Raw genomic sequence first — 12,928 nt, 5'->3', positions numbered from 1 at the left:
GCGCAGGCATGCTCGACCATCTGATCAGGGGCGCCACCGTCGTGGACGGGACGGGCGCCCCCGCGTACACCGCCGACGTCGGCATCCGGGACGGTCGCATCGCCGCCCTCGGACGGATCACCGAGGAGGCGAGGACGGCCGAGGACGCGCACGGACTCGTGCTCGCCCCCGGCTTCGTCGACCCGCACACCCACTACGACGCCCAGCTGTTCTGGGACCCGTACGCGACCCCGTCCCTGAACCACGGGGTGACCACCGTCGCGGGCGGCAACTGCGGCTTCACGCTCGCGCCGCTCAACCCCGCCCGCCCCGGCGACGCCGACTACACGCGCCGCATGATGTCCAAGGTCGAGGGCATGTCACTGGTCGCCCTGGAGGAGGGCGCGCCGTGGACCTGGCACACCTTCGGCGAGTACCTGGACGCCCTGGAGGGGCGGATCGCCGTCAACGCCGGGTTCATGGTGGGGCACTGCGCGCTGCGCCGGTACGTCATGGGGCCGGACGCGGTGGGCGGGCAGCCGACCGAGGAGCAACTGGCGCGGATGCTCGTGCTCTTCCATGAGGCGATGGACGCCGGGGCCTGGGGCCTGTCGACCACGCAGTCCTCCACGCACTCGGACGGCGACGGGAAACCGGTCGCCTCCCGGCATGCCTGGCCCGCCGAACTCCTCGCGCTCGCACGGGCCGTGGCCGAGCACGAGGGCACCCAGATCGAGGCGATCGTGGCCGGCTGCCTCGACCAGTTCAGCGACGCCGAGATCGACCTGCTCGCGGAGATGAGCGCGGCGGCGGGACGGCCCCTGAACTGGAACGTCCTGACGATCGACGCAGCCGTGCCGGAACGCGTCCCGCGCCAGCTGGAGGCGAGCGCGCGCGCCCGCCGGGCCGGCGGCCGGGTCGTCGCCCTCACCATGCCGATCCTCACCCCGATGAACATGTCGCTGGGCACCTTCTGCGCGCTGAACCTGATCCCCGGCTGGGGCGAGGTGCTCGGCCTGCCCGTGCCGGAGCGCATCGCACGGCTGCGCGACCCGGCGGTCCGGGCGGAGATGCTGCGGCGCGCGGACAGCAAGGAGGCCGGCGTCTTCCGGCGGCTCGCCCACTTCGGGCGGTACGTCATCGGGGACACCTACAGCCCGGCGAACGAGGGCCTCACCGGCCGGGTCGTGCGGGACATCGCGGCGGAACGCGGCCAGGAGCCCTTCGAGTGCCTGGTCGAGATCTGCGCCAACGACCGTCTGCGCACGGTGCTGTGGCCGATGCCCAGCGACAACGACCCCGACTCCTGGGCCCTGCGGGCCGAGACCTGGCAGCACGAGGACGTCCTGCTCGGCGGCTCCGACGCGGGCGCCCACCTGGACCGCATGTGCGGGGCGCCGTACACGACCCGCTTCCTCGGGGACTGCCTGCGCGGCCGGAAGCTGGTCCCGCTGGAGCGGGCGGTGAAGATGCTGACCGACGACCCGGCGCGGCTCTTCGGGCTGCGGGAGCGGGGCCGGGTCGCGGAGGGCTTCCACGCCGACCTCGTGCTCTTCGACCCGGCGCGGATCGACGCGGGCAAGGCCACCCTGGTGCACGACCTGCCGGGCGACAGCCCGCGGCTCGACTCCCGGGCGATCGGGATCACGGCCGTGTGGGTCAACGGCGTCGAGTCGATCCGCGACGACGTCGTCACCGGCGCCGTGCCGGGCCGGGTGCTGCGCTCGGGTCGCGACACCCGCACGGTGAGCACCCGGTGAGCGGCGGCGGACCGGAGCGGTTCGGGGAGGGCGGGTGAGCGAGGGGCAGCGGCTGTTCGTCGGGGGCGCCTGGGTGCCGCCCGACGACGGGTTCTACGAGGTGACCGACCCGGCGACCGAGGGCGTCGTCGGGCTCGCCCCGGAGGCGTCGCGGGAGCAGGTGTACGCGGCGGCGGCCGCCGCCCGCGAGGCCTTCGGCCCCTGGTCCCGCACGCCCGCAGGGGAGCGGGCCGCCGTCCTCGCCCGGGCCGCCGGGCTCATCCGGCGCGACCTCGTGTCCTGCGCGGAGCTCGCGCAGGCGGAGAGCGGCGCCACGACGGGCACGGCGCGCGCCATGCAGGTCGGCGTCGCGGCGGCCCGCTTCCAGCGGTACGCGCGCGTCGAGCCCGTGGAGCAGCCGCTGCCGCCGCAGGTCAACGAGGCCGGGCCGTTCGGCCCGGCGGCGGTGATGGGCGCGCTGGCCGTGCGCCAGCCCGTGGGCGTGGTCACCTGCGTCACCTCGTACAACAACCCCTGGGCGAACCCGGCGGGCAAGGTCGCCCCCGCCCTGGCCATGGGCAACACGGTGGTCGTGAAGCCCGCCCCGCAGGACCCGCTCTCGGTCTACCGGATGGCCGAGGCGCTGGAGGCGGCGGGCGTGCCGCCGGGCGTCGTGAACGTCGTCGGCGGTTCGCGCACGGAGGTCGGCGAGGCCGCCGTGGACTCGCCCGACGTGGACATGGTGAGCTTCACCGGTTCGACCGCCGTCGGGCAGCGCATCGCCGAGGTGTGCGGGCGCGGGATGAAGCGGCAGCTGATGGAGCTGGGCGGCAAGGGCGCGGCGCTCGTCTTCGAGGACGCGGACCTGGAGTCGGCGGTGGCCGGGATCGGCACGACGTTCTCGTTCTACAGCGGGCAGATCTGCACGGCGCCGACGCGGGTGCTGGTGCAGCGGCCGGTGCACGACCGGCTCGTCGCGCGACTGGCCGCCTACGCCGGGCACTTGAGGGTGGGCGATCCGCGCGAGTCCGGCACGGTCGTCGGGCCGGTGATCTCGGCGGCGCACCGGGACCGGGTGGAGTCCTACGTCGAACTCGGGCGCAAGGAGGGGGCGCGGGTCGTCACCGGGGGCCGCCGGCCGCCGTACGAGCGCGGTTTCTACGTGGCTCCGGCGCTGCTCGCCGACTGCACCCCCGACATGCGGGTGGTCCGCGAGGAGATCTTCGGGCCGGTGGTCGTGGTGGTCCCCTTCGACGACGAGGACGAGGGGGTCGAGCTGGCCAACGACAGCGACTACGGCCTGATCGACTACGTCTGGTCGGGCGACGTGGCGCGGGCCTTCCGGGTGGCGCGCAGGCTGCGGGCCGGCGGGGTCGGCGTCAACACCGTGGGCCGCAACATGGAGGCGCCGTTCGGCGGCTTCAGGAAGAGCGGGGTGGGCCGCGACGTCGGCTCGTACGCCCTGCACGCGTACAGCGAGGTGCAGTCGATCGTCTGGGCGGGGTGACCGCCGGGCCCCCGGGGGGACCGGCTGACGGCCGCCGGTCCCGGCGGTACGGGACCGGTGGCCGCCCGCGGTGACTGACGACCGTCCGTGTTCCCGGCGGTGCGCGGGCCCGGTGAGGTCCCGGCTCAGTCGGTCAGGTCGACCCGGACGGTCAGCAGGTCCGTGCCCAGGGCGCGCACCCCGGCGCTGTTCACGCGGGGCAGGGACCGCAGCCGCGCCCGGGCGTCGTCACCCGGCAGCGGACGGGCGACGCCGTGGTGCCACCGGCCCCGGACGCGCACCCTGACCCGCGGGTCCGCCCGGATGTTGCGCACGTACTGCGACTTCTCCCCGTACTCGGAGACCAGCCAGAACGTCCCCCCGGTCCGGCGCCCGCCGACCGGCGTGCGGCGCGGCAGCCCCGAGACGCGCCCGGTGGTCTCCAGCAGGGTCTGGAACGGCAGCCGCCGCATCAGCGGGTTGGCGATCCGCCGCTGGAACGACGTCACCGCCCGGTACTTCACCTCGTGATACCGCGCCATCCCGTTCCCTTCCGCACCCGGCCACCGATGCCGTGACCGTACCCCTGCCCGTCGTCCGTAGCGCCGCTATCAACGAGGGGTAGCGTCGCTAACGCTTGAGTGTTAGCGTTGCTCTCGTCAGTACGTGAACACCGCTACTCCATCGAGACGAGGAGCACGTCATGAGCGAGCAGCCCACCCCCACCGCCGGCACCCGGGTCGCGATCGTCACCGGCGGTTCGCGCGGCATCGGCCGGGAGACCGCGGAACGCCTGGGCGCCGACGGGTACGCCGTCGTCGTCACCTACGCGGGCAATGCGGCCGAGGCGGACAAGGCCGTCGCCGCCATCACCGGCAGCGGCGGCCGGGCCGTCGCCGTCCGCGCCGACGTGGCCGAGGAGAGCGAGGTCGCGGCCCTCTTCGACGCCGCCGAATCCGCCTTCGGCGGCGTCGACGTGGTCGTCCACGCGGCGGGCGTCATGAGCGTCGCCCCGCTGGTCGACACCGACCTCGACGTCCTGGACCGGATGCACCGCACCAACATCCGTGGGACGTTCGTCGTGGACCAGCAGGCCGCGCGCCGCCTGCGCGCGGGCGGCGCGATCATCAACTTCTCCAGCTCCGTACCGGCCCTCGCCCTTCCCGGCTACAGCGCGTACGCCGCCTCCAAGGGCGCCGTCGAGGCGATGACCCTGATCCTGGCCCGCGAGCTGCGCGGCCGGGACATCACCGTCAACGCGGTGGCCCCCGGACCGACGGCCACCGCGCTGTTCCTGGACGGCAAGGACGAGGAGACTATCGCGCGCATGGCCGCCCAGCCCCCGCTGGAGCGCCTCGGCACCCCGCGGGACATCGCCGAGGTCGTCGCCTTCCTCGCCGGCCCCGCGCGCTGGGTCAACGGCCAGGTCCTGCGCGCCAACGGCGGCATCGTCTGACCCAGGGGCCCGCAGTCCCCACCCCTCCCACCCCATCCCTCCCGCCTTCTCCGAGGAGTCCCGTCATGGGCAGCACCATCGTCATCACCGGCGCGGGTTCCGGGTTCGGCGCGCTGACCGCGCGCGCACTGGCCCGGGCCGGCCACACCGTCTACGCGGCGATGCGGGACACCCGCGGCCGCAACGCCGCCCGGGTCGCCGACGCCCGCGCCTACGCCGCCGAACACGGCGTCGACCTGCGGACCGTCGAGCTGGACGTCCTCTCCCAGGAGTCCGCGGACGCCGCCGTCGCCACGGTCCTCGCCGAGAGCGGCCGGCTGGACGTCGTCGTCCACAACGCGGGCCACATGGTGACCGGCCCCACGGAGGCCTTCACCCCCGAGGAGCTGGCCGCCGTCTACGACACCAACGTCCTCGGCACCCAGCGCGTCAACCGGGCCGCGCTGCCGCATCTGCGGGCCCGGGAGCACGGCCTCGTCGTGTGGGTCGGCTCCTCGTCCAGCCGGGGCGGCACCCCGCCCTACCTCGCGCCGTACTTCGCCGCCAAGGCCGCCATGGACGCGCTCGCCGTGTCGTACGCCGCCGAGCTGGCCCGCTTCGACATCGAGACCACCATCGTCGTGCCGGGCGCCTTCACCTCCGGCACCGAGCACTTCGCCACCGGCGGCCACCCCGCGGAGCAGGCGGTCGTGCCCGCCTACGAGGAGCGGTACGCCGGGATGATGGACCAGGTCGCCCGGCGGCTGGCCGCGCTGGCTCCGGCCGACGCCGACGTCTCGCAGGTCGCCGACGCGATCGTCGCCGTCGTGGACACGCCGCACGGCGAGCGGCCCTTCCGGGTCCACGTCGACCCCGCGAACGACGGGTCGGAGGAGGTCAGCCGGGTCGCTGACCGCATCCGCGCCGAGTTCCTCACCCGCATCGGCCTCGAAGACCTGCTGGCGCCCCACAAGGGCGGGCGGCGGACGGCGCCCGCTTCGTGAGGCGGGCCACCGGACCGCCCGGGGGTAGCGTCGCTACCGCCCTCCCGGGGACGGGTAGCGTCGCTCCCGTGAGTACGAGAGCGCGCATCCTCGAAGTGGCGGCCGCCCTGGTCGCCGAGTCCTCGGACGGGGACGTCTCGACCCGGGCCGTGTGCGAGGCGGCGGGCGTCGGCGCCCCCGCGCTCTACCGCCACTTCGGCGACAAGGAGGGACTGCTGTCCGCCGTCGTCGACCACGGCTTCGGCCGGTACCTGGCGACCAAGCGGGAGCGCGTCCCCGGCACGGACCCCGTCCAGGACCTGCGCGACGGCTGGGACACCCACACCGACTTCGCCCTGCGCAACCCGAGCCTGTACCGGCTCATGAACTCCCCGGCGATGCGCACACCCCCGGCCGCCGCCCTGGAGTCCCACCGGATCCTCACCTCGGACCTCCAGCGGGCCGCCGAGCAGGGCAGGCTGCGGCTCGCACCGGAACTCGCGGCCCAGATGATCATGTCCGCGAACGTCGGGGTGGCGCTGATGCTGGTGTCCCGGCCGGCGACCTTCGACGACCACGGCATCTCCCGGCGGGTACGGGACGCCGTGCACGCGGCCGTCTTCACCCCGGACGTCATGGCCGACGCCCCCGGTGAGCCCCGACCGGACGCGCCGGACGTGCCCGCCACCGCCGCCCGGCTCGGCGCCGTGCTCCGCCGGACCCCGCACCCGTCCCTCACCCCGGCCGAGGGGGGCCTGCTCACCGAGTGGCTCGACCGCCTCGCCAACAGCCCGCGGCAGTAGCCCGGCCCGCCCCGGCCGGCGGCTGGCGCCCCCGCCCGGCGCGAGGGGCCGACCGGTGTGCCCTACGCCCGCGTCCGCCCCAGGAACACCGGATTGGTGAACGCGGCCAGCGCTCCCGGCAGGCCCGGCGTCGCCGGCGCGTGCCGCACCTCGGCCCGTACGTAGGCGGCGTAGGCGGCGGTCGTGCGCCACTCGGCGGTACCGGTACCCGAGTCCGGCAGCACCGAGGTGAACAGCCCGCCCTGGTCGGTGACGAAGCGGACCGTGCGGCCCGGGGCGCCCGTCACCTCCAGGCGCACGGTGACCGGCGCGTCCGGGTCCACGCGCAACCGCTCGCCGATCCCGGCGTGCTCGCCCTTCGGGCCGGACGCCGTGAAGGCGAGCGACACCGACGAGGACTCGGCGACGTAGCAGCGGCCCGCCCGGATGCCGTCCTGGATCGCCTCGCGGGACAGGTCGTCGGCGAGGACGACGGTCTGCGGCAGGCCGACCGGGTCGGGATCGCGGTGCGCGTCGCTGTTGCCCATCGCCGGGATCCACCCGCCGCCGGACCGCACCGAGGCGACCAGCATGCCGTCCCAGTCCGCCAGCGCGATCTCGTCGTCCGGGGTGTAGGCGCCGTTCCACACCTCGACCGCGTCCGCCTCCCCGAACCCGAACTTCCAGTTGCAGCCGATGCAGGTGGCGTGCGGATGGGCGGGCACCACGAGCCCGCCGGCCCGCCGGATCTGCCGCGCGAACCGGCCGAAGCGGTTGTCGCGGGCCCGGTAGCGCCAGTCGACGAAGGTGCCCGGATCGGTGCCGAGGGCGAGCACGTGCCCGTTGCGGGTCGTCACCTCCTCGCCGAGCATGATCAGCAGGTCGTCGCCCGCCAGGTCCGCCCAGTGGGCGTGCGAGGAGTGGGTGTTGTGCTCCGAGGTGTTGATGAAGTCCAGGCCCGCGGCCCGGGCCAGGGCGGCGATCTCGGACGGCGTGCGGCGCCCGTCGGAGTACCAGGAGTGCAGGTGGCAGTCGCCGCGGTACCAGGCCCGGCCGCGCCCCTTGGCGCGCGCGGGCGGGTACGCCGGCCTGACCGCGGCGCCCGGCTCGCCGTACGTGAGCGTCACCGTGACCTCGTACGGCAGGCCCTGCGGCGCCACCGTGTACGGGCCGAGCGCGATGTGCCAGGTGCCGGCGCGCACCGGCCCCGGGAGGTAGCCCGGCGTCGCGTCGTCCGCGCGGACGAAGAACTCCGAGCGGGCGCCGCCCGACCAGCCGCGGAAGCCCTCGCCGCCGAGGGCTGTGCCCCGTTCGTCGAAGAGGCCGATGTCCAGGGCGTTGCCCGGGGTGCCGGCCGGGACGGCGGGCTTGTCGTAGCGGTACGCGACCCTGATCTCCCGTACGCCGTGCGGCACTTCGACCGGCAGGTACACGAAGTCGGGCGAACCGGTGGGCAGGGTGCCCCGCACGGTTCTCGTCTCCTGGCCGTCCGCCGCCGCGGCGCCGCTCGCGAAGCTCACGCTTCCCAACGTAAGCGCGGCGGCGGCTCCCGTCACGAACAGCGCGCGTCTGCCGATGCCGTGGTCGTCCTCGCACATACAGCTGCTCCCAGGGGGTGGTGAGGGACAGGGGTGGCGCGGTCCACCTTGGTATTCACCCGTGAACTCCGGTGCAAGGGAAGGGGATCCGCGCCTATCGGGTTGGCGGCGCGAGTGCTAGGAAGTGCTCATGCGGATCGCCACCACGATCTTCCTCACCGACGAGACCATCACCCCCGTCCGGCTCGCCCGCGCGCTGGAGGAGCGCGGATTCGCCGGGCTGTACCTGCCCGAGCACACGCACATCCCGGTCGAGCGCACCACCCCGAACCCCTCCGGCGGGGAGCTGCCACGCGAGTACGGCCGCACCCTGGACCCCTTCGTCGCGCTCGCCCAGGCGGCGGCCGTGACCCGGGACCTCGGCCTCGGCACCGGGATCACGCTCGTCGCCCAGCACGATCCGATCGGCCTCGCCAAGCAGGCCGCCACGCTCGACCACCTCTCGGGCGGCCGGTTCACCCTCGGCGTCGGCTTCGGCTGGAACGTGGAGGAGGCCGCCGACCACGGGGTGCGGTGGAGCACGCGGCGCGAGCTGGTCCGCGACCGGATGGCGGTGATGCGCGCGCTGTGGGCGGCCGAACCGACCGCGTACACGGGGGAGTACGGCGGCGTACGGGCGAGCCACGCCCACCCCAAGCCCCTGCGCGCGCCCCGCGGGCCCGTGACCGGGCCGCGCACGCTCCTCGGCGGAGCGGCGGGACCGAGACTCTTCGCGCACATCAGCGAGTACGCCGACGGCTGGATGCCCATCGGGGGCCGCGGCCTCGCCGAGTCCGTCCCCGCGCTGCGGGCCGCCTGGGCCGGCGCCGGGCGCGATCCTGCTGCACTGCACGTGGTGCCGTCCGCCGTGCGGCCCACCCCGGGCAAACTCGCCCACTACGCGGACCTGGGCGTCGAGGAGGTCGTCGTGCAGCTGCCGCCCGCCGGGGAGGCGGAGGTGCTGCGGACGCTGGACGCGTACGCCCCGTACACGGCGGCGGCCCCCAGGTGAGCGGCCCCCGGCCGGCGGCGCCCGGGGGCGCCCGGCCCCGGGGTACGAACCGGACAGCGCCTGTTTCGCCTGATCACGACGATCGTATGCTCGACGGATGACGACTTCCGCGACTTCCGAGACCTCCGGGACCGGGCCGACCGCGAACTCCATGCGGCGTGCGCTCAAACGCGCGCGGGACGGCGTCGCGCTCGACGTCAACGAGGCGGCCGTGCTGCTCCAGGCCCGCGGCGCGGACCTGGACGACCTGACGGCGTCCGCTGCCCGGGTGCGGGACGCCGGACTGGAGGCGGCCGGCCGGCCCGGCGTCATCACGTACTCCAAGAGCGTGTTCATCCCGCTCACCCGGCTGTGCCGCGACAAGTGCCACTACTGCACCTTCGTCACCGTGCCGGGCAAGCTGCGCCGGGCCGGGCACGGGATGTTCATGTCCCCCGACGAGGTGCTGGACATCGCCCGCAGGGGCGCCGAACTCGGCTGCAAGGAAGCCCTCATCACCCTCGGCGACAAGCCCGAGGACCGCTGGCCCGAGGCCCGCGAGTGGCTGGACGCGCACGGCTACGACGACACGATCGCCTACGTGCGGGCCATCTCGATCCGCATCCTGGAGGAGACCGGCCTGCTGCCGCACCTCAACCCGGGCGTCCTGTCGTGGACCGACTTCCAGCGGCTCAAGCCGGTCGCCCCGTCGATGGGCATGATGCTGGAGACCACCGCCACCCGGCTGTGGTCCGAGCCCGGCGGCCCCCACCACGGATCGCCCGACAAGGAACCCGCCGTACGGCTGCGGGTCCTGGAGGACGCGGGCCGCTCCTCGGTCCCCTTCACCAGCGGGCTGCTCATCGGGATCGGTGAGACGTACGAGGAGCGCGCGGACTCCTTGTTCGCCCTGCGCCGGATCTCCCGCGCCTACCACGGCATCCAGGAACTGATCATCCAGAACTTCCGCGCCAAGCCGGACACCGCGATGCGCGGCATGCCGGACGCGGAACTCGACGAACTCATCGCCACCGTCGCCGTAGCCCGGCACATCATGGGCCCCGCCGCCTGCCTCCAGGCGCCGCCCAACCTGGTGGACGCCGAGTACGGGCGGCTCATCGGCGCCGGCATCGACGACTGGGGCGGGGTCTCGCCGCTCACCATCGACCACGTCAACCCCGAGCGCCCCTGGCCGCAGATCGACGCCCTCGCCGGGCAGTCGGCGGCGGCCGGCTTCGAGCTGCGCGAACGGCTGTGCGTCTACCCGGAGTTCGTGCGGCGCGGCGAGCCGTGGCTGGACCCTCGGCTGCTGCCGCACGTACAGGCGCTGGCGGACCCGGAGACCGGCCTCGCCCGCGAGGACGCGGTGGTCGAGGGGCACCCGTGGCAGGAGCCCGACGAGGCGTTCACCGCGTCCGGCCGCACCGACCTGCACCACACCATCGACACCGAGGGCCGCACCGGCGACCGGCGCGAGGACTTCGACCTCGTCTACGGCGACTGGGAGTCCCTGCGCGAGGCGGCGGCGCCCGGGATGGTGCCCTCGCGCATCGACACCGACGTGCGCCAGGCGCTCGCGACCGCCGCCGACGACCCGACGAGGCTCACCGACGACGAGGCCCTCGCCCTGCTGCACGCGGACGGCCCGGCCCTGGACGCCCTGACCCGCATCGCGGACGACGTCCGCCGCTCTGCCGTCGGCGACGACGTCACCTACATCGTCACGCGGAACATCAACTTCACGAACGTCTGCTACACCGGCTGCCGGTTCTGCGCCTTCGCCCAGCGCCGCACCGACGCAGACGCCTACACGCTCTCCCTGGACCAGGTCGCCGACCGCGCCCAGCAGGCGTGGGAGGTCGGCGCGGTGGAGGTCTGCATGCAGGGCGGCATCCACCCCGACCTGCCCGGCACGGCCTACTTCGACATCGCGAAGGCCGTCAAGGAACGCGTCCCCGGCATGCACGTCCACGCCTTCTCCCCGATGGAGGTGGTGAACGGCGCCACCCGCACCGGCATGTCCGTCCGCGAGTGGCTGACCGCCGCCAAGGAGGCGGGCCTCGACTCGATCCCCGGCACCGCCGCCGAGATCCTCGACGACGAGGTCCGCTGGGTCCTCACCAAGGGGAAGCTGCCCACCGCGACCTGGATCGACGTCGTCACCACGGCCCACGAACTCGGCATCCGCTCGTCCTCGACGATGATGTACGGCCACGTGGATCAGCCCCGGCACTGGCTCGGCCACTTCCGCACCCTGTCCCGCATCCAGCAACAGACCGGCGGCTTCACGGAGTTCGTGACCCTGCCCTTCATCCACACCAACGCGCCGGTGTACCTGGCCGGCATCGCCCGCCCCGGCCCCACCGTCCGCGACAACCGCGCGGTCACCGCGATGGCCCGCCTGCTCCTGCACCCCCACATCCCCAACATCCAGACCAGCTGGGTGAAGCTGGGCACGGAGGGCGCGGCCGAGATGCTCCGCTCGGGCGCCAACGACCTCGGCGGCACGCTGATGGAGGAGACCATCTCCCGGATGGCCGGATCGAGTTACGGGTCCTACAAGTCCGTCGCCGACCTGATCGCCGTGGCCGAGGCGGCGGGCCGTCCGGCGAAGCCGCGCACGACGCTCTACGGCGAGGTGCCGGAGGAACGGCAGCGGGCCGCCGCGGCATCCGACGGCCACCTGCCCGAGCTGCTGCCCGTCCTGGAGTGAGGGCCGCGGGGCCGCCTCCCGCCGGAGGCGGCCCCGCGGTGCGCTACGCCCCGCCGTCCGCAGGCGAGGATGCCCGGCCGCCGAACGGCAGGTGCACGACCAGCAGCACGACCCCGCTCAGCGTGAAGACGCGGGTCGCGGCGTCGAGGCCGTTCCAGGTGTCCGACTGCCACATCGCGAACCACTCGCCGCCGACCCCGATGAACCCGGCGCCGAACAGCAGCATCACCATCAGCAGCCCGTACGTCGACAGCCGCCGCGCCTCGGTGTGCCTGCGCCGCGCCCACAGCCAGGTGGCGGCGACCAGCACGAGCGCGGAGAGCGTCTCCCACACGATGATCACCACGTAGGCCGTGTCCTGCAACGCCTCGGACTCGACGGCCCGCCACATCAGGTCGTCGTCCTTGAACGTGGTGTCCATCGCGAGCACATGCCGCACGAACTGCTGGTTGGTCCCGAAGTCGGTGATGTTCCCGAACGCGACGAGCGCCATGTAGAGCGCGACGGTACCGGTGAGAAGCGCGGCGGCGAGGGGAAGGGCGGAGGTCCCACGGGAGGGTCGGGTGGCGGCCATGTGGCAACTATGGCGGGGGTGCCCCGCGGGGCCCAGGGGATTTTCGGCGCTTCCGGGCCCGTGCTGGGGAAAACAGTTCGGTCCTGTCGGTGCCCCCTGTTAGCTTCAGGCGGCTCGTGTGATCCACGGGCCGGAAGTCCACAGGGGAGGGGAAGTTGGGTACGAGGAGAAGATCCGGGGCCACGCGCACCGGGGTCCGCCGGCTGGCGGCGGTTTCCTGCGCGACGGTGGTGGCCACGGCCGGGTCGGTCCTGTCCGGCACGGCGTTCGCGGCGGACAACCTGCCGCCGAAGCAGCCGCTCGTGCAGGACCTGAAGACGGGCGGCAAGGCGTGCGCGACCGGTGAGGACAAGGCGTACGTCTCGGGGCCGCCGACGCTCTGGGCGGTCCTTCACGACCCGCAGGAAGACGACCTGCCCGCGGGTGCCGACCTGGTCAAGGGCGAGTTCGAGGCGTGGTGGACGGACGAGGCGGGGCTCGAGCAGCGCCGTACGTACACCTCGTCCCCGACGCTCCCCGGGACAGCGCAGCAGTGGCGGATGCCTGAGGGCGTCCCGGCCAACACGGTGGTGTCCTGGCACGTCCGCGCGAACGACGGCAAGGCGGTGTCCGCCTGGAGCGACGAAGGCACCGGCTCGGCATGCGAGTTCGTGTACGACGACGTCAGCC

At 74.0% G+C, this 12,928-nt stretch carries 10 protein-coding genes; 7 read left to right on the top strand and 3 right to left on the bottom strand.

The genetic code is table 11. The annotated features are described in order from the left end of the window. Positions 1–8 precede the first annotated feature (8 nt). Positions 9–1,739 (top strand): D-aminoacylase, encoded by a 1,731-nt coding sequence (locus ACFYQQ_RS22660; RefSeq protein ID WP_355784199.1) that lies wholly within the window; start codon positions 9–11, stop codon positions 1,737–1,739. A gap of 34 nt (positions 1,740–1,773) precedes the next feature. Beyond that, positions 1,774–3,225, top strand: a complete 1,452-nt coding sequence (locus ACFYQQ_RS22655) for an aldehyde dehydrogenase family protein (RefSeq protein WP_356239367.1) — start codon at positions 1,774–1,776, stop codon at positions 3,223–3,225. Between the two features lie 125 nt (positions 3,226–3,350). Here ACFYQQ_RS22655 and ACFYQQ_RS22650 read toward each other — a convergent pair whose 3' ends face one another. Further along, on the bottom strand, positions 3,351–3,746 hold the full coding sequence (locus ACFYQQ_RS22650; protein ID WP_356163896.1) for a nitroreductase/quinone reductase family protein: 396 nt from the start codon (positions 3,744–3,746) through the stop codon (positions 3,351–3,353). 161 nt (positions 3,747–3,907) lie between these two features. Between ACFYQQ_RS22650 and ACFYQQ_RS22645 the strand changes: the two genes are divergently transcribed. The 3 genes from ACFYQQ_RS22645 (at position 3,908) to ACFYQQ_RS22635 (ending at position 6,425) form a co-directional block, all read left to right on the top strand. Further along, positions 3,908–4,660 (top strand): SDR family oxidoreductase, encoded by a 753-nt coding sequence (locus ACFYQQ_RS22645; protein ID WP_355783714.1) that lies wholly within the window; start codon positions 3,908–3,910, stop codon positions 4,658–4,660. Positions 4,661–4,725: 65 nt separating this feature from the next. Continuing rightward, positions 4,726–5,643: an SDR family NAD(P)-dependent oxidoreductase gene (locus tag ACFYQQ_RS22640; protein WP_356163897.1), complete on the top strand. Its 918-nt coding sequence runs from the start codon at positions 4,726–4,728 to the stop codon at positions 5,641–5,643. A 68-nt stretch (positions 5,644–5,711) separates the two neighbouring features. After that, positions 5,712–6,425, top strand: a complete 714-nt coding sequence (locus ACFYQQ_RS22635; RefSeq protein ID WP_356163898.1) for a TetR/AcrR family transcriptional regulator — start codon at positions 5,712–5,714, stop codon at positions 6,423–6,425. Positions 6,426–6,487: 62 nt separating this feature from the next. Here ACFYQQ_RS22635 and ACFYQQ_RS22630 read toward each other — a convergent pair whose 3' ends face one another. Beyond that, complete coding sequence (locus ACFYQQ_RS22630; protein ID WP_388905012.1) at positions 6,488–8,002, bottom strand: CehA/McbA family metallohydrolase; 1,515 nt, start codon at positions 8,000–8,002, stop codon at positions 6,488–6,490. 130 nt (positions 8,003–8,132) lie between these two features. Between ACFYQQ_RS22630 and ACFYQQ_RS22625 the strand changes: the two genes are divergently transcribed. Then, entirely contained in the window at positions 8,133–8,993 is an 861-nt protein-coding gene (locus ACFYQQ_RS22625) for a TIGR03619 family F420-dependent LLM class oxidoreductase (RefSeq protein ID WP_356163900.1), read from the top strand. 97 nt (positions 8,994–9,090) lie between these two features. Next, positions 9,091–11,685, top strand: a complete 2,595-nt coding sequence (locus ACFYQQ_RS22620) for a bifunctional FO biosynthesis protein CofGH (protein WP_355790987.1) — start codon at positions 9,091–9,093, stop codon at positions 11,683–11,685. 43 nt (positions 11,686–11,728) lie between these two features. On the opposite strand, the gene ACFYQQ_RS22615 is transcribed toward ACFYQQ_RS22620, so the two are convergent. Continuing rightward, positions 11,729–12,259 carry a DUF2165 domain-containing protein gene (locus tag ACFYQQ_RS22615; RefSeq protein ID WP_355789022.1) on the bottom strand — a complete coding sequence of 177 codons (531 nt, stop codon included), beginning with the start codon at positions 12,257–12,259 and terminating at the stop codon, positions 11,729–11,731. Between the last annotated feature and the right edge of the window lie 669 nt (positions 12,260–12,928).

Origin of the sequence: Streptomyces sp. NPDC005496, assembly GCF_042872045.1 — a bacterium.
Lineage (GTDB): Bacteria > Actinomycetota > Actinomycetes > Streptomycetales > Streptomycetaceae > Streptomyces.
This window is presented reverse-complemented; position numbering and strand designations above follow the sequence as displayed.

What these genes read in the sequence shown, in the direction of transcription:
- ACFYQQ_RS22615 (WP_355789022.1), bottom strand. Translation starts at nt 12,259, where the DNA reads ATGGCCGCCACCCGACCCTCCCGTGGGACCTCCGCCCTTCCCCTCGCC.
- ACFYQQ_RS22620 (WP_355790987.1), top strand. Translation starts at nt 9,091, where the DNA reads ATGACGACTTCCGCGACTTCCGAGACCTCCGGGACCGGGCCGACCGCG.
- ACFYQQ_RS22650 (WP_356163896.1), bottom strand. Translation starts at nt 3,746, where the DNA reads ATGGCGCGGTATCACGAGGTGAAGTACCGGGCGGTGACGTCGTTCCAG.
- ACFYQQ_RS22640 (WP_356163897.1), top strand. Translation starts at nt 4,726, where the DNA reads ATGGGCAGCACCATCGTCATCACCGGCGCGGGTTCCGGGTTCGGCGCG.
- ACFYQQ_RS22625 (WP_356163900.1), top strand. Translation starts at nt 8,133, where the DNA reads ATGCGGATCGCCACCACGATCTTCCTCACCGACGAGACCATCACCCCC.
- ACFYQQ_RS22660 (WP_355784199.1), top strand. Translation starts at nt 9, where the DNA reads ATGCTCGACCATCTGATCAGGGGCGCCACCGTCGTGGACGGGACGGGC.
- ACFYQQ_RS22630 (WP_388905012.1), bottom strand. Translation starts at nt 8,002, where the DNA reads ATGTGCGAGGACGACCACGGCATCGGCAGACGCGCGCTGTTCGTGACG.
- ACFYQQ_RS22645 (WP_355783714.1), top strand. Translation starts at nt 3,908, where the DNA reads ATGAGCGAGCAGCCCACCCCCACCGCCGGCACCCGGGTCGCGATCGTC.